This window comes from Paenibacillus sp. FSL R7-0163, from assembly GCF_037969975.1.
GTDB lineage: Bacteria > Bacillota > Bacilli > Paenibacillales > Paenibacillaceae > Paenibacillus_AQ > Paenibacillus_AQ odorifer.
Genome location: NZ_CP150224.1, coordinates 679,080 through 696,732 on the forward strand (window position 1 = coordinate 679,080; position 17,653 = coordinate 696,732).

Annotated in this window: 15 protein-coding genes; all 15 read left to right on the forward strand. The window is 39.0% G+C overall.

What is annotated here, in order from left to right; all coding sequences use genetic code 11:
* Position 1 precedes the first annotated feature (1 nt).
* Positions 2-1,045, forward strand: coding sequence for a stalk domain-containing protein (locus NST45_RS02855; RefSeq protein WP_076148186.1), 1,044 nt, complete (start codon positions 2-4; stop codon positions 1,043-1,045).
* An 89-nt stretch (positions 1,046-1,134) separates the two neighbouring features.
* Positions 1,135-1,761: a sugar transferase gene (locus NST45_RS02860; RefSeq protein ID WP_076137811.1), complete on the forward strand. Its 627-nt coding sequence runs from the start codon at positions 1,135-1,137 to the stop codon at positions 1,759-1,761.
* Between the two features lies 1 nt (position 1,762).
* Entirely contained in the window at positions 1,763-2,647 is an 885-nt protein-coding gene (locus tag NST45_RS02865; protein WP_339824841.1) for an NAD-dependent epimerase/dehydratase family protein, read from the forward strand.
* Between the two features lies 1 nt (position 2,648).
* Positions 2,649-3,473, forward strand: coding sequence for a glycosyltransferase (locus tag NST45_RS02870; RefSeq protein ID WP_339826105.1), 825 nt, complete (start codon positions 2,649-2,651; stop codon positions 3,471-3,473).
* A gap of 70 nt (positions 3,474-3,543) precedes the next feature.
* A complete protein-coding gene (locus NST45_RS02875; RefSeq protein WP_339824844.1) occupies positions 3,544-4,635 on the forward strand; it encodes a polysaccharide pyruvyl transferase family protein in 1,092 nt (363 codons plus the stop codon).
* Positions 4,636-4,647: 12 nt separating this feature from the next.
* A complete protein-coding gene (locus tag NST45_RS02880) occupies positions 4,648-5,772 on the forward strand; it encodes a glycosyltransferase family 1 protein (protein ID WP_339824847.1) in 1,125 nt (374 codons plus the stop codon).
* A gap of 101 nt (positions 5,773-5,873) precedes the next feature.
* Complete coding sequence (locus NST45_RS02885; protein ID WP_339824850.1) at positions 5,874-7,010, forward strand: EpsG family protein; 1,137 nt, start codon at positions 5,874-5,876, stop codon at positions 7,008-7,010.
* A gap of 57 nt (positions 7,011-7,067) precedes the next feature.
* Positions 7,068-8,195 (forward strand): hypothetical protein, encoded by a 1,128-nt coding sequence (locus NST45_RS02890; protein WP_339824852.1) that lies wholly within the window; start codon positions 7,068-7,070, stop codon positions 8,193-8,195.
* A gap of 60 nt (positions 8,196-8,255) precedes the next feature.
* Positions 8,256-9,524 carry a flippase gene (locus NST45_RS02895; protein WP_339824855.1) on the forward strand — a complete coding sequence of 423 codons (1,269 nt, stop codon included), beginning with the start codon at positions 8,256-8,258 and terminating at the stop codon, positions 9,522-9,524.
* 29 nt (positions 9,525-9,553) lie between these two features.
* On the forward strand, positions 9,554-9,916 hold the full coding sequence (locus NST45_RS02900; RefSeq protein WP_339826108.1) for a YdcF family protein: 363 nt from the start codon (positions 9,554-9,556) through the stop codon (positions 9,914-9,916).
* A gap of 841 nt (positions 9,917-10,757) precedes the next feature.
* Positions 10,758-12,155: a glutamyl-tRNA reductase gene (gene hemA / locus NST45_RS02905; RefSeq protein WP_076105536.1), complete on the forward strand. Its 1,398-nt coding sequence runs from the start codon at positions 10,758-10,760 to the stop codon at positions 12,153-12,155.
* A gap of 5 nt (positions 12,156-12,160) precedes the next feature.
* The gene (gene ccsA, locus NST45_RS02910; RefSeq protein WP_036685126.1) at positions 12,161-12,988 is read left to right on the forward strand and encodes a cytochrome c biogenesis protein CcsA; all 828 of its coding nucleotides are present in this window, start codon (positions 12,161-12,163) and stop codon (positions 12,986-12,988) included.
* 5 nt (positions 12,989-12,993) lie between these two features.
* Positions 12,994-13,641 carry an NAD(P)-dependent oxidoreductase gene (locus NST45_RS02915; RefSeq protein WP_076317204.1) on the forward strand — a complete coding sequence of 216 codons (648 nt, stop codon included), beginning with the start codon at positions 12,994-12,996 and terminating at the stop codon, positions 13,639-13,641.
* A gap of 1,110 nt (positions 13,642-14,751) precedes the next feature.
* Positions 14,752-15,705, forward strand: a complete 954-nt coding sequence (gene hemC, locus NST45_RS02920) for a hydroxymethylbilane synthase (protein ID WP_339824859.1) — start codon at positions 14,752-14,754, stop codon at positions 15,703-15,705.
* 5 nt (positions 15,706-15,710) lie between these two features.
* On the forward strand, positions 15,711-17,258 hold the full coding sequence (gene cobA / locus NST45_RS02925) for a uroporphyrinogen-III C-methyltransferase (RefSeq protein WP_339824862.1): 1,548 nt from the start codon (positions 15,711-15,713) through the stop codon (positions 17,256-17,258).
* Positions 17,259-17,653 lie beyond the last annotated feature (395 nt).

Here is a 17,653-nt window from a genome sequence, read left to right on the forward strand (position 1 = left end):
TATGTCTAAAGCAACATTATCAGTCATGGCTTTATCGTTAATTGCTTCAATTGGTTTAGCACCCTTAACAGCATCCGCACCTATATCAGTATCAGCAGCGGCAGTAACAAGTGTAACGCCTAAGGCTGCAAATAATACTATTAAAGTGCAAAGTATGAACGTGAATTTGATTTTTGACGGCGTGAGTATTCAGCCACCCGCAGGTCAGTATGTATTCATGTACAACAATACAACGTATGTTCCATTACGGTTTATGTCATATGCTTTGCAGAAGAGTGTGGCTTGGGATGCTAAAAACGTTAAAGTTACAGTTGCAGAGCCTAGCAGCTCAGAGCTAGTTGTGATTAAAGAATACCTAATGAATGCAACGAACGGGAATAGTACTTCAGCAGCAGCGAAGAATATTGCCCTCAATCAAGTTAAGGCAAGTTATGTATTTAACGGTGCAACCAAGGCTTTGCCTACAGGCCAATCTAGCTTTATTCTGAATGGTTCCTTATATGTACCCCTACGTTTTTTATCGGAATCTGTAGGTCATAACATTAGCTGGGATCAGAAGACGAAGACCATTACTGCAGCTTCCAAGGTTTATCAGGAACAAGCCACTAATGGATCGACAAACAATGACAATGGCAAGGACCCATCTCCAGTAGCGACACCAGCGCCAACGGATACAACAGGTGCACAAGGTGGTACAGGAGCAACAGGTGGTGGTTCTGCAGGAACTGGAAAGGTTTCATATGAAACTATCACTGGTGACACAGAAGCTAAGCTTTCGGCGCTTCAAAATCAAAGCCAATCTACATTAATGAGTATTGCATTTGAGTATGTTGGAGCAACAGATGAGGCGAGTAAGAAAAGTATTAAAGCTAAAGGGGTACAACAACTAGCCGCATTCACTGCTAGCTTCAATAGTATAGTTGCTGATGCTGAACAAAAACTGAACAGCAATGGGTACAGTACAGAAATTATTAGTCAATATAAAAGTGAATTTGAATCACAGCTTCAGTTGGGAAAAGATCTGGCTGCGAAAATGGCGGATTAAGAGAGTAGTAAAATATCATCTCTATGCTCATTTGGCATAGAGATGATCTACATATGGAGAAATAGTAACTAAAAGGATCAGGTGAACTTATGAGACCTTATGTTTACACGAAACAAACCATAGATTTTCTATTAGCTTTAATTGGGATGCTAGTGTTATGGCCAGTCTTTTTAATCATTGCGATCGCAATTAAGACAACTTCCAAAGGCCCTATATTATTTAAACAAAAACGTTTAGGCAAAAATAAATCAGAATTCTACATACTAAAATTTAGAACAATGCGAACAGACACACCACAAGACACGCCAACTCATCTACTGGAAGATCCTGATTTCTTCATTACTAAAGTAGGCAAGTTCCTAAGAAAAACAAGCTTGGATGAATTGCCTCAGATTATCAATATCCTAAAAGGTGAAATGAGTATCGTGGGACCTCGTCCTGCATTATGGAATCAATATGATTTGATTGCTGAACGTGATAAATATGGAGCTAATGATATTAAACCTGGGTTGACTGGATGGGCTCAGATTAATGGTCGAGATGAATTGCCCATTGAGAAGAAAGCGAGCCTGGATGGAGAATATGTTGCAAGCCTTTCTTTTAAGTTTGATATAAAGGTATTTTTTATGACGATTCTAAGTGTTTTGAAGTCTGATGGTGTAAAAGAAGGAACAACAAAACAGGAAGTGTCTTCTACTAAAGGAGTAACTTTATAAGATGAGTAAACGAAAGATATTAATAACTGGTAAAGGTAGTTATGTGGGTACAAATTTTATAAAGTGGCTGGAACAATGGCCAGATCAATACGAAGTTGTGGAGCTATCGGTTAGAGGCACGGAATGGAAGGAACATGATTTTTCAATTTATGATGTAGTACTCCATGTTGCTGGAATTGCTCATGTATCTACGGACCCAAGTAAGGAGCAGCAATATTATAAAGTTAACCGCGATTTGGCGATTGAAGTTGCGGAGAAAGCAAAACAAGAACACGTTAAGCAGTTTATTTTCACAAGTAGTATTATCGTCTATGGTGACGGCAGTCATATCAACAAGAAAAGAATAATAGATAAAAATACGAAACCTCAGCCATCAAATTTTTACGGTAATAGTAAGCTTCAGGCAGAGAAAGGTATTTCTCTTCTAGAGAGTGATGATTTCAAAGTAGTGATAATTAGACCACCAATGATTTATGGTAAGGGCTCTAAAGGGAATTATCCGAAATTGGCAAGCTACGCACGTAAATTACCAATATTTCCTGACATCGACAATGAAAGAAGTATGCTTCATATAGATAATCTTTGTGAATTTATTCGACTTATTATAAAAAATGAAGAACGGGGTTTTTTCTTTCCTCAAAACATTGAATATGTTAAAACAAGTGAATTAGTGAAGAGGATTGCTGATGTTTACGGGAAAAAAATAAAAATAGTGAAACACTTTAATTGGATCTTTCAGTTGGTAAGTGGCAAAATTGCTCTAGTGGATAAAGTCTTTGGTAATTTGGTTTATGAACCAAGTATGAGTGACTATAAAGAAAATTATAGAATTAGGAAATTTAAAGAGTCTATCGTTATTACGGAGGGAGGAAAATTTAGTGATTGATATGAAATATAGTGTTCTAATTTCAGTTTATTGCAAGGAGAATCCTGAATACCTAAAATTGAGTATCCAGAGTATGGTTGATCAGACATTAAAGCCCGATGAAATCGTCATTGTAAAAGATGGTAAGTTAACAGATGAACTAGATAACATAATAAATGAATTCCTGTTAATTAATTCTTGCTTATTTACAATAGTTACTCTAAAAAAAAATGTAGGGTTAGGACTTGCTTTAAATGAGGGCTTAAATGCATGTCGTAATGAGCTTGTTGCGAGAATGGATTCGGATGATATTTCATTGGAAAACCGTTGTGAATTACAATGCAAGGAATTCGAGAAAAATCAAAGGTTAAGTATTGTAGGGACTATGACGGATGAATTTTTCGAAGAACCCAATAATGTAGTAACATCAAGAATTGTACCAACAGAGCATAGTGAAATATTAAAATTTTCTAGACGAAGAAGTCCATTTAATCACCCTACAGTGATGTATAAAAAAAGCGAAGTAATAGGTTGTGGGGGTTATCATGACGTCAAAAGGAAAGAAGATATTGATTTATTCGCTAGAATGTTAAACCAAGGTTGTATAGCAATGAATATTGATAAAGCTTTATTACTTTTTAGATCTAATGAAGATAATTTTAAAAGGAGAAAAAGCTGGGAGAATTGTGTAAGCTATATAAATGTTATTTATAATTTTTGGAAAAAAGGCTATTCTAGGATCGATGATTTATTATTTGTGACTATTGGACAGGTAGTCATGTTCCTAGCGCCCATTTGGTTACTTAAGCTATTATCGAATTCCTTTTTAAGAAAGAGAAAAATATAAGACATAACTTTTATCTTTTTTTGAAAATCATTAAATATTTTATTATTTAAAAGGGAGAACATAACATACAATGTGGAATAACATTTCGGTTGTTAGAAAAATAAAATCAATACTTCCATTGGGATTGAAATTGATATTAATAAGAATTTTAGTGGTTTTTCAAAATATTACATACAATTTATTTCCTAAAAAAATCCAGGGAATGGATGATAATAAACGTAAAATATTCGTTATGTTAAGTACTGATTATTCTAATTTAGGTGATCATGCAATGACTTATGCACATATAAAGCTCTTAAAAGAAAAATTCCCCGAGTCCCAAATAGTGGAGATTTTAGTGAGCGATACATTGAAATATTTGAAATTTATGCTCAGTAATGTAAAAGGAACTGATATTCTAACATTAAAAGGCGGAGGGAATATAGGACTTGAATACTTTAGAGAAGAATTGTATAGAAGAATATTGATAAAAAAGTTCAGTAAGAATAAAGTTGTATTATTCCCTCAAACAATTTATTTTCCAAATACGTTAACTGGGAAAGCAGAATTACGTAAAACTATAAGGATTTTTAAGGAGCATAATCAATGTTATACATTTGTTAGAGATCAAATATCGTATGAGTTAGTTAAAAAAGATATATCTAATAGAGTATTTTTAATACCGGATGTTGCGTTATCGATAGATAACTTGAACAATTCATTAAATAGAGAGGGAATAACCATATGTCTTAGATCCGATAAAGAAGGTGTATATAACAAGGAGCAAAAGAACATGGTTGAAAATACGGCGAATAAATATTTTAGTAAAATTACAGTGACAGATACGGTGACAGATTATTCTATATCTATAGAACAAAGAGAAGAAGAGTTAAACAAGATATGGAGTTTATTTTTATCGTCAAAAATAATTATTACAGATCGATTACATGGAATGATATTTGCAGCTATAACATCCACTCCATGTATAGTATTTGAGACCTATAATTATAAAGTAACAGGACAATACAATTGGTTGAAACATCTAAATTATATAAAGCTAATTAAATGTGAACAAACAGAATTAGAAAGTGCAATAAATGAACTTAATAAACTTAACGTGATTCCATATGATTCGACAATATATGAAAATTTGTTCAACAAACTAGTAGAAGTAATAGAATGAGGTGGGAAGTTAATGCCTGATAAAATAAAAGTCTTACATGTGATTGGGAAACGACCTAGAGGAGGTGTAGGTACCTTTTTAATTAACATGCACAGTAATATTGATACGTCAAAAGTGGAGTTTGATTATTTGATTAATGCAAATAAGAATGAAGATGGAGACTTCGATAAAATAGTTAGAAATCTAGGCGGTAATGTTTTTGTATTACCAGAATTAAAATATCAGAATACCTTTAAATACTTGAAAGATATGAGAGATTTTTTCTCTCAAAACAACAATTATCAAGTTATTCATCTTCACACTGCGAATATTGGGATATTCACTTTTGCAATGGCCTTGAAATTCAAAATTAAATATCGAATATTACATAGCCATAATACAAAATATTCTGACAAAAAAATAAACAGTATAAGGAATTTTGTCATGCAATTACCTGTAAAGAAGATGGCAAATATATACTTTGCATGTTCAGAAAAAGCAGGTTCTTTTCTATTTGGCAAAAAGAATTTTGATGATGGTAAAGTTTATATAGCAAAGAATGCAATAAATGCTAATAACTTTAGGTATGATGAAGATAAAAGATTAAAAGTTAGGACGAAGTTAGGTTTTACTGACAAAATAGTTTTAGGGCATATAGGTAGATTTAATATTCAAAAGAATCATGAATTTTTAATTGAAGTATTTAAAAAGGCGTATGAAAAAAACAATCAATGTGTCTTAGTATTAGTTGGAGATGGTGAGTTAGAAGAATATATTAAGGAAAAGGTAGAAAAGTTAAATTTACAAGGGTCTGTCTTTTTTTTAGGAAATAGAAAAGATGTACCTGATCTGCTTCAAGCTTTTGATGTTTTTATTATGCCATCATTTTTTGAGGGTCTCCCATTAGTTGGAATCGAGGTCCAAGCTGCAGGATTACCATGTATTATGTCGGATAGCATTACAGATGAGTTGAAAATTATTGATACAGTTGAATTTATAAGTCTTGAAAAAGATCCTCAGTATTGGGCAGACAGAGTATTGTGCAAAATGAATGACATTCGTAAAGATACATATGAAAGTATTGTTAACGCTGGATACGATTCAAAAAAAGCTGCTAGCGATCTAGGGGATTATTACACAAAGTTAAGTAAAAGTTGAACATTGTAATAAATTTACTAAAACTAATGTAGGGCATCCAAGATTTTAATGTGGATAAAAGAATCAATTATTGTAAAGCCCTTATAAAGGAAGATCTATTAATGTTGCTATACTTTATTTTAGTAATATATATATTGTTATTAGGATTGTATTTAAGTAGTGGTAAAGAAAGTGATCTTAAACAGAGAATTTATTTGTATTTGACGTTTGGGTTATTAACTGTGCTCGCAGCTTTGAGAGCAGAAACAGTTGGAAATGACACAATTGAGTATTTGAGGCTATTTGAAAATATTTCTATTACAAAGGATTTATCGTATTTTTCACCAAGATTTGAGATTGGCTATGTTTATCTGAATAAGATATTAAGTTTAATTTCATACAATCCTCAAATCATCCTTATTGTAACAAGTTCTCTAATAATGTACGGGTTTATGAGGTTTATAAAAAAATATTCAAAAATACCAATGCTAAGTGTTTTTATGTTTTTTTCATTGGGGTATTATGGTATGACTATGAATACTATAAGACTAAATTTGGCAATCGTTCTTATCCTATTCTCTTATGATTTTCTTAAAAAGAATAAACTGTTTAAGTTTATAATAATTGTAATATTAGCATCTTTGTTTCATAGAACAGCTATAGTTTTTCTAATAGCTTGGCCGATGAGAAAACTGAGTATCAGCCTCAAGTTAATTATGGCTATTATGATTACTAGTAGCCTTCTTTATATCTTATTTCCAACTATATTAAATCTATTATTTAGCATTTTCCCCACCTATCAATATTACGTTGGTTCAGTGTACTTAGATGGAGAAATAAGATTAGCAAGTATTATGAATATACTGGTTGGGTTAAGTATTATTTTATTAGGTGCTATTACAAAATATAACAATATGAATCTGGTTACAGATGAGATAATTAAAGAAAAAGATAGTAGACGTAAAAGTGAAGAAGAAATAGTCAATGACGAACAGCTAATGTTTCTATTTTTAATTATAAGTGTAGCAATTACGTTCCTATCTTTTAAATTTAATTTGCTTGATAGAGTAAGTGATTATTTTCTTGTGTTTTCTATTGTTTATTTGCCTAACGCAATTAAGCATGTAAAAGAAAAAAAATTAGTAGTATTTTTAGTACTTGTCATTATAACGTTATTCTTTATTTATGCTACATTAATCCAAATAATGCGACCAGAATGGAATAGGATTTATCCATATGAGTTTTTTTGGAATATGTAACAAAATAAGATTTTGATAGAGTGTCTAAATAAAAAGATAGGCAAATGGAGGAAATCAATGAAGCTAATATTAGTACATATAAGTCCTATTATTAAGTACCCACCTGCATTATCAGTATTAAAGACATTAAATGATTTAGGAATTGATTTAACATTATGTACTACTGATATTGATAGTGCAACTGCGTCTGTATGTGAAAATCGTGGAATAAAAGTAATAAATTTCGAATCTAATTATGAAAAACCCATCTCACCTTTACTTAAACTTATCCGATTACTTGTTCTAAGAAATCAACTTTGGAAAGAGATAGACAATATTTATGATTCAGATACAATGATTTGGGTTTTCTCAGACTTAGCTTTAAAACATTTAGGGAGCAAATTATTGGAGAAAAAGTTTATTTTGCATATGTTTGAGTTAAGTGAAAAAACTATTTTTTATAGAAAAATACCTTTTATTTCTTTGAATACGAAAATGTATGCAAAGAAAGCAGTCAATGTTATACAAGCTGAATATAACCGTGCACACATTTCGAAAACATGGTGGGATTTAGAGAGATTACCCTACGTATTACCAAATAAGCCTTATATAGATTTTGAAATTGATAGATATTCTTCTGTTTCTGATAAAGAAGCCTCTATTGTCATTAATCACTTAAAAGGAAAAAAGATAATCTTATATCAAGGGATATTAAGTCCAGAACGTCCACTAGTTGAAATGATTAACGCTGTAAATGATCTTGGAGATGAGTATGCTTTTGTAATTATTTCAAGTGGTAAGAATATATACGAAAATATAAGTAGTAATTATTATTTCTTGCCCTTTATTGCTCCGCCATATCATTTAGAGGTAACAAGTAATGCCTATATTGGTGTTCTTTCTTATGTACCTAGTAATAATGAATACTCTAAGTTAAACTCACTATATTGTGCACCAAATAAAATATATGAATATTCAATGTTTGGTGTCCCTATGATTGGAAATGATATACCAGGACTTTCACACGTACTAGAAACAAATGGTTGTGGAGTGTGTTTTGAAAAATTTGAAGTCTTAGATATCAAGAAAGCAATCAAAGAAGTTGAAAATAATTATGAGTCTCTGGCACAAAAAGCTAAAGAATTTTACGGAAAAACTGACATTGAGCTAAAAATAAAAGAAATCATGGATTCAGCAAATTCTTGATTTCTGGAAAATTCTACATAAAATACACAAATAAATATATGGTAAGGACTTGAACATGAAATGTCACAAATTATGAGAAAAATTCAAGTGCTAAAGAAATCCGATGTGATTGTAAATGGTATGTGGCTATATATACTTCAAATATTTAACACTGTTATACCGTTAATAACTTTACCATATATAACAAGAATTCTCGGACCCTCACAATACGGCGTGTTTTCATCAGCACTAAATTTAATAGGTTATTTTTTAGTAATAGTTGAATACGGATTCAATCTATCTGGTGCTAGAAAGATTGCTATAGCAAAAGACGAATATGAAGTATCTGAAGTCTATAGTAAAATAACCATAAGTAAATTGTTTTTAAGTGGAGTTACATTGATTTTAATGATTATCTCGTTTTCGTTGAATATTACTAAAGATCAAATGATTTGTATGATTATACTATATTCTATGGTTTTGGGTACTGCAATTCAACAAACATGGTTGTTTCAGGGGTTACAAATCATGAAGTATATAACAATTGCTAGCGTTGGATCAAGAATTATATCAGTTGTATTGATATTTATATTAGTAAATAATACTGAGCAGGTATACCTTTATTGTGGGCTATATTCGTTAACATTTTTACTTATGGGAATAATGAGTACATTAGTTATAAGATTCAAATTGAAAATTCGTATAAGATTTATCAAGTTTAAAGAATTATTAGAAGAACTTAAGGATGGTTGGTATTTATTTACTACATCTGCAATGACCAAAGTATTTAGTGGAATAGGTGTAACTGTATTAATATTTACAAGTACTGATATGAGTGTTGGGATTTATTCAGCAATACAAAAGATACCTTTGGTACTTAGTATGTTATATGCACCAATTGGACAAGTTATTTTTCCTAATGTAAGTCAACATTATGAAACTTCATTTGATAGCGGTATTAGTAAAGTGAAAAAAGTCTCAAAAATAGTAATTCCGATCATTGTGATCCTAAGTCTGCTGGTCATTTTTAGCTCTAAGATAATAATTGAAATATTATATGGCCTTGAGTTTTCGAAATATTCATTATTATTGGTACCGCTTATTATTTGGATAATGTTAAGTGTCCTGAATAATTTGTTGGGAATCCAAGTATTAGTTGCTAGTGGTCATCTAAAAGAATATAGCTTTTCTTTTAGAATCGGTTTAGTAGCTATATTGATATTAAACGTAGGGTTAGGAGTTATAGGTGGAATGTTTGGAGTTGCAGTAGCAGCAATGCTTGCTGAATTAACACTGACAATCACATTAATATATCATATAAAAAAAATATTAGCCGTCAAACAAAAATAGGTACTAATATAAGCAGATGCCATTATCGTATATACCGGAGATTACCACAGGACGTTATTTATACCGAGAACGCGGCGGATAGCACTTATCAGAATGCCGAGTACACTCTTCCTATAATGAAAGAATACGGTTTTAAATCTGCGATTGTTGTTTCCTCTGACTTTCACATGCGGAGGGTGAAATTTCTTTTTGGTCGTGTGTACAAAAAATCGGAGATTGAGCTGACGTATGTGGGTTCTGCATCAGGATATAACGCTAAACGCTGGTGGAGTGACCGAAAGAGTAGAGAAACAACGTTCAATGAGTATGTAAAAATGATCGGCAACACCTTTGGTTACAATGGTCCGGAGGCAAAAAGTACCCTTGATCAGATTAAGAACTGGTTTCGCTAATCTGCTGTAGAACGTTCACACTATAATCCGACAAAAACAGTTTTTTTCTTATCTTGGCTTAAGGCGCATTACGACAAACAATATTGTTTAATAGTTTTATACTTATAACTATATCAATATTATTCTCGTGGGAGAGACGCCAAATGCCAAATTACTATTTTAAAGAAATATGGACGCCTTTAAAATTAGTGAATATTCGTTTTTATCTAGATGATGAAAATCGTGTTTGGGTTAAAGTTTGGTCTAAGCATCGGCGACTTCTAAAAAGAGTAGAGTCTACTATATAATTAATATTTTTGTCCAACTTCCGAGGTGATCTCATGAGTCAAGACAATTTAGTTTGTAAATCATGTGGGAATACTACATTCGCTAAAGGCGAAATGAGCAACGGATATGCTAACGTCATGCCTATTGGGAAAGCCTTCTCTTTTGGCTCACCAGTTATCTTCACATTTTGCAAAAGGTGTGGAGAAGTAGCGTCGATAAAAGTTAAGAAACCTGAGAAGTTTTAAGTCACTTAGCAGTGACTTATTTTTTTTGGAGAACGGACTTTTTGACGATTTTAAGAACTAGTAGGCCATAATATTTCATTCTCACTTCCACAACCTTATAAATTAGCTAAAAATAACTCATCCTAACCGTAGCGAACCTACGGTTTTTTATTTATAATAATTATTATCTGGATTTCATAAAGCGTTCAAAAAATCTGTAAAAAGTCTTATTTTCGTGTGATATACTTAACACAGTGTTTTGAGATGTTGTGAAAGTGAACGGTATGTAAGATATTAATTTATATAACTGGATTTCAGTAACTTATAGAGACTAGGATGGTGAACTATCGATGCACATCGTCGTCGTTGGCCTGAATTATCGTACGGCTCCCGTGGAGGTTCGGGAACAGTTTGCTTTTGCGGAAAGTGACCTTCCGGCAGCGCTCCATCAACTGATGAAGACGAAGGGTGTGCTAGAAGGGGTCTTAGTAGCTACTTGCAACCGTACGGAAATTTATGTGGTGATGGACCGCCTTCATATGGCTGGTTATTTCATCCGCGGCTTTATGGAGCAATGGTTTGGTGTGAAAAGCGAGCAATTTGCTCAGCATATGTATATTTATGAAGACGAACAGGCGATTGCGCATTTGTTCCGCGTGACCTGCGGTCTGGATTCCATGGTGATTGGGGAGACGCAGATCCTGGGACAGGTGCGGAGTTCTTTTCTCACAGCTCAGGCTGAGGGTGTAACTGGAACTTGGTTCAATCGGTTGTTCAAGCAAGCGGTGACGCTGGGCAAAAGAGCACATAGTGAAACGTCAATCGGCGAGAGTGCAGTATCTGTCAGTTATGCGGCTGTGGAGCTGGGCAAGCGGATTTTTGGCATGTTCACTGGGAAAAAAGTACTGATTCTCGGCGCCGGCAAAATGAGCGAGCTTACCGTGAAGCATCTATACAGTAGTGGTGCGGCAGAAGTGATTGTCGCTAACCGTACGCTGTCGCGTGCGATTGAATTGGCGGAGAAGTTCTCGGGTAAGCCGAGTACGATTGAAGATGCGTTAACAACTCTAAATGAAGTAGATATCGTGATCAGCTCAACAGGAGCAGATGGGTATGTGCTTACGGCTGATAAGGTAGCGCATGCTATGAAACGCCGCCCTTCGCGGCCGCTTTTTATGATTGATATTGCTGTACCACGTGATATTGATCCTGCGGCGGCAAATGTGCCGGATGTTTTTTTGTATGATATTGACGATCTGGAGGGCATTGTGGAGAACAATCTGGAAATGCGCCGAAGTGAAGCTGCGAAGATTGAAGTGATGATCAGCGAGGAAATGGATGAGTTCCAGCTGTGGCTCAAGACGCTTGGGGTAAGACCGGTGATCCGGGCGCTCCAGGATAAATCGAATACGATTCATGAAGAAACGATGGAGAGTTTGTTCAATAAGCTGCCCGAGCTGGACGAGCATCAGCGGAAAGTAATCCGCCGTCTGACTAAAAGTATCGTGAACCAGATGATGCATGATCCGATCAATGTAATTAAAGAGCTGTCCGGCGGTAAGCAGGGGAATGAAGCTCTTGATTATTTTTCCAAAATCTTTGCGTTGCAGGAACAGCTCAAATCCGATTCAGATGATGGAGATATTGCCTCGGTTAAGGAGTCTAGTTCTGGAGAACGTACGGCTGGCAGCGCTGATTTTTCTGTGCCTAAGACGGCGCTTGCTCCGGCAGGCTTGCTGGGTGGGTGAATAATATGCAACTGCTGAACGGAATATATGATGCCGCTCTGCTGGTCTATGCCCTGAGCCTGCTGTTTGTTTTCTCGGATTGCCTTAAGAGGAGTCCGGGTGGGAAGCGGCTAGGCACGGGGCTTCTTGTTGTTGTAGGTCTTTTGCAAGTTGCAGGACTTGGAATTCGTTTCTCTCAGGAGAAAGGCCTGCCTATTTTCACACCTTATGATTTCTTGTTTTGGTTTGCGTTTAGTATTGTGCTGACTTCGCTTGCGGTGGCTTTTACACGTGGAGGCGAGTTTACGATTTTGCTGCTCAGTATGGCCGGGTTTAGTGTTTTTCTGCTTAATCGGGTGTGGCTGACGGCGGGTGGGCATACGCTTGAGACTTGGAGTGCGGTGTATGGCTGGCTGACGATGCATGTGATTTTGGCAAATATGAGTTTTGCAGCACTGACGTTAGGGACGGTTTTTGCAATATTGTACTTGTTCCTGCACACCAGACTCAAAAGCAAGAAATGGAGCGACCGGATCCGTCGTTTGCCGAACCTGGAGACTACAGATAAATACTCTTACACCGCTATTTTGGTGGGCACTCCTTTGCTGGGAATATCACTGGTGGTGGCTGGTTTATCTATAGTATCTGAGGGACGGACGCTTTTATTGAAGGATTTAAAAGTATTAACGACTCTTATCGGTCTTGGGATTTACATATTTTATATTATCTTTAAGAAGTCCGGGCGGAAAAGTGGAGTAAGTATGGCTCGCTGGGCGATTTTAGGATATGCTTTTATTATCTTAAATTTTCTGTTGAATTCTTGGTCTGATTTTCACGGTTGGAGCGGGGAGTGAAGGGCATGACGCGTTATTTACCCATAATGCTGGATTGTGAAGGGCAGCACTGTGTGGTTATTGGCGGTGGTGTCGTGGCTGAACGTAAGGTGAGCGGGCTGTTGGAAGCTGGAGCGGCGGTTAAGGTGATTAGTCCTTCTTTGACAGATCCGCTTGATTCTCTAGCTGAAAAAGGTCTTCTGATCTGGATGGACCGTACTTATGCTCCCGGAGATCTCCGTGGGGCCTTTCTCGTATATGCAGCCACTAACGATAGGGCGGTTAATGAAGAGGTTGCGCGGGAGTCTAGACGGCTTGGAATTCATGTGAATGTGGCCAGTCATGCGGAAGCGGGAAACTTTATCACGCCCGGAGTGGTTCGGAGGGGACGTTTGACGGTAGCTGTATCTACTTCGGGTGCTGGCCCGCTTGCGGCAACGAAGATCAAAAATGTGCTTGAAAAAGCGCTGGATGCGGCGTATGAGCCATATTTGGATTTTGTGCATGCCATGCGTACCCGGATTAAGGAAAAAGAACCTTCTACTGAAGTTCGTGGAAGGCTTTTGCGGAAGCTTGGCACGCTGGATGTGTTGAACGAGATGAGTAAGGGTACCTTCATAGCGTGGAGCCCGGAGGATATGGACGCTTGGATTGCTCAGCAACGGGTGGAGTAAAAGTGCGCGTGGACACTGTAAAGATTAGAAAATTGGGTTAGATTAAGATATGAAGTGATGAGCGGTTGTTTGGGTAACCATAATGAATAGCTGAATTGGCTCGTAGTGGCTAGCATGGCGAAATGTACGGTATAAATACTGTTAAATTGGGATGAAGTAGCTGGAATGGCGGAATGTGCGGTATAAATACTGTTGAATTGGCTCGTAGTGGCTAGGATGGCGAAATGAGCGGTATAAATACTGTTGAATTGGGTTGAAGTAGCTAGTTTGGTGAAATGAACGGTATAAATCCCGTTGAACTGGGTTGAAGTAACTGGAATGGCGAAATGAGCGGTATAAATACTGTTGAATTGGGTTGAAGTAGCTAGTTTGGTGAAATGAACGGTATAAATCCCGTTGAACTGGGTTGAAGTAGCTGGAAGGGCGAAATGAACGGTATAAATCCCGCTGAATTGGCACGTAGTGGCTAGGATGGCGGAATGAACGGTATAAATACTGTTGAATTGGCTCGTAGTGGCTAGGATGGCGAAATGAGCGGTATAAATACTGTTGAATTGGGTTGAAGTAGCTAGTTTGGTGAAATGAACGGTATAAATCCCGTTGAACTGGGCTGAAGTAACTGGAATGGTGAAATGAACGGTATAAATCCCGTTGAATTGGGTTGAAGTAGCTAGTTTGGTGAAATTAACGGTATAAATCCCGTTGAATTGGGCTGAAGTAACTGGAATGGTGAAATGAACGGTATAAATCCCGTTGAATTGGGTTGAAGTAGCTAGTTTGGTGAAATGAACGGTATAAATACTGTTGAATTCGGCTGAAGTGGCTTAGAGGGTGGAATGAACGGTATAAATCCCGTTGAATTGGACTTAAGTAGCTGTGATGGCGGAATGAACGGTAACAATGCCCTCTAAACGAGCCACAGTCGCCGAAGGAGCCAAATGAAAGGCAAGAATGCCTCAGGTTGGTGGGAGTCATCCGAAGTAGCGAATTCAAAGGCAATAATGCCTTTTTTAGAGTGAGAGTAGTTAATTGGTTAGTTTGGGTTTGGATTTCTAGTGCAAGGTTCTGTGGTGAAGAGTAAGAGGCGAACGTTACCAGGAGGAATGGACAATGCGTAAGGTTATAGTGGGGAGTAGACAGAGCGCGCTTGCGTTGACGCAAACGGGACATGTGATTGCTGATTTGGAGCGACTTAGCGAAGAGCATGGTTTTGGATTTACTTTTGAAGTGAAAAAGATCGTCACCAAAGGTGACCGCATTCTTGACGTTACTTTATCCAAGGTAGGCGGCAAAGGGTTGTTCGTGAAGGAAATCGAGCAAGCGATGCTGGAAAAAGAAATCGACATGGCGGTGCACAGCATGAAGGATATGCCATCCGAGTTACCGGATGGGCTGATCAATGGTGCTGTGCCGAAGCGTGTCGATCCGCGTGATGTTTTGATCTCTAACGGAGGCGTCTCGCTAGACGAGCTGCCTCGGGGTGCACGCGTAGGCACAAGCAGCCTACGCCGATCCAGCCAGCTCGCTGCGCTGCGGCCTGATCTGGTCATTGAGCCCGTGCGCGGCAACATTGACTCGCGGCTGCGCAAGCTGGAGAGCGGCGAATACGACGCAATCCTGCTGGCAGCGGCGGGGCTGTCGCGCATGGGCTGGCAGGATCGCGTGAGCGCCTACCTGCCGCCGGAGGTTTGCCTGCCCGCAGTAGGGCAGGGTGCACTCGGCATCGAGTGCCGCGCAGATGACGCTGACCTGCGGAAGCTGCTGGCGTTATACAACGATGCCGATACGGCGTTGACGGTAGCGGCGGAGCGCACGTTCCTTGGCGTGCTGAATGGCGGCTGCCAAGTGCCGATTGGTGCTCATGCGGTGCTTGACGCAGCCGCCAAAGCTGCTACCGCTGAGCACAAAGTAATCTCGTTAACGGGGATGGTGGGAACACCGGACGGTTCAACGATTTTGAAAGAAACTTGCACGGGGGTTGACCCGGTACAGCTCGGCGAAGAAGTCGCTAAAAAGCTGATTGCAAGAGGAGCGGAGAAGATACTGTCAGACGTTAGGGGATGAGTGAATTGACGGGGAAGGTTTATTTGGTAGGTGCAGGTCCCGGGGACGCAAAGCTGATTACTGTGAAAGGCCTCGAGTGTATCCAAAAAAGCGACGTACTGGTGTATGATCGCTTGGCAAGTCCTAGATTGTTGAAATGCATGAAACCCGGCGGGGAGAAGATTTATGTAGGCAAGCTGCCGGATCGCCACACGATGAAGCAAGAACAGATTAATCAATTGTTAGTTGATTTGGCTTTACAGGGGAAAACAGTGGTGCGGCTTAAGGGTGGGGACCCTACGATTTTTGGCCGAGTGGGTGAAGAAGCGGAGCTGCTGCGCAAAAATGGGATCTATTACGAAATCGTACCAGGCATCACGTCAGCGATCAGTGTACCTGCCTATGCGGGTATACCTGTTACGCACCGCGATCATGCCTCTTCCCTGTCGATTATCACCGGGCATGAGAGTCCGGATAAACTGGATCATTCCATACATTGGGATAAAGTAACGAACGCCACAGGCACGTTAGTGTTTCTGATGGGCGTAGCTAAAATAGGTTATATCAGCGCTCAGCTGATCAAGCACGGGCGGCCGCCAGAAACACCAGTGGCACTTGTGCGCTGGGGCACCCGCGCGGATCAGGAGACGCTGACGGGAACCCTCGCCGATATTGAGGCGAAGGTGAAGGCGGCGGATTTTCAGCCGCCGGCAGTCATCGTCGTCGGCGACGTGGTGCTGCAGCGTGAGCAGCTGAAGTGGGTCGAGGCGATGCCGTTATTCGGCAAACGCATCGTGGTGACACGGGCTCGCAGCCAAGCAAGCGAGCTGGTGGATAGAATTGAAGAACTCGGCGGGGAACCCTACGAGTTCCCGGTGATCGAGACGATCATGCCGGAAGGGGCAGAGAAGAAGGCGAAGATTGCAGCGGCGTTTGGCGCGCTGGAATCGTACGACTGGGTATTCTTCACTAGCCCGAATGGCGTGGAGTTTTTTTGGCGCCACTTGGCGGAGCTGGGGGCGGACATTCGCGGGCTACATCGCGCGCGTATTGCAGCGGTGGGGCCAGGCACAGCCGCCGCGCTGGCGCAGCGCGGGGTGATCGCTGAGGAACTTCCGGCGAAGTTTCAGGCGGAAGGTCTGATTGAGACGTTCGGTCCCCAGCTGCTGCCGGGGCAGAACGTGCTTTTGCCGCGCGGCGATCTGGCGCGGGACTGGCTGCCGGACAAGCTGAGAGAGCTTGGCCTTCAGGTGACAGACGTGGATACTTATGAGACGGTTGTCACTGGTGAGGATGACGACGAGTTGTTGAAGCTGCTAGAGGAAGGTCGCGTACACGCGGTAACCTTCACCAGCTCGTCAACCGTGCGTAATTTCTTACACATCCTGAAACGGATGGGACTTGTAGATCCGCTCCCGCTACTTGCAAACGTGAAAATCGCCTGTATCGGCCCGTTAACGGAGCAGACTGCGGTAGACGCGGGACTGACACCAGGACTCTTGCCTGAAGAGGCAACCATAGATGGTTTGGTGCAGGAGCTCTGCCGCTGGAATGCGGAGACTCAGCTGCAGTAGCGCTCGGATCGAGGATAGAACGAAGCAATAGTTTACTGGTGAGCTTGGCTTGTTTAGCTTACTTTCTGGTGGGAAGGTAGAAGCTGATTACTCTGCGGGGAGAGTAGTAGCTGTTCAACGGAGAAAGGCAGTGCCTGCTTAGAAATATAGCGCTCAGCTTATAATTAGTTACATTACAGGCTAGAGTTTTGTTCGTAGTTACTAAATAGTTCGTAGTTACATGTGAGTTGGTAGTTACTAAATAGTTGGTGGTTACATGTGAGTTGGTAGTTATTAATGAGTCTGCGCTTACATTTACTAATTGCATGTGTTGGTTTGCTCGCCGTTATATCTACGCTCAAAAGTGCCACATCGCAACCTTCAAGTAACATATAAATTGAACTCCGAAAGTAGTT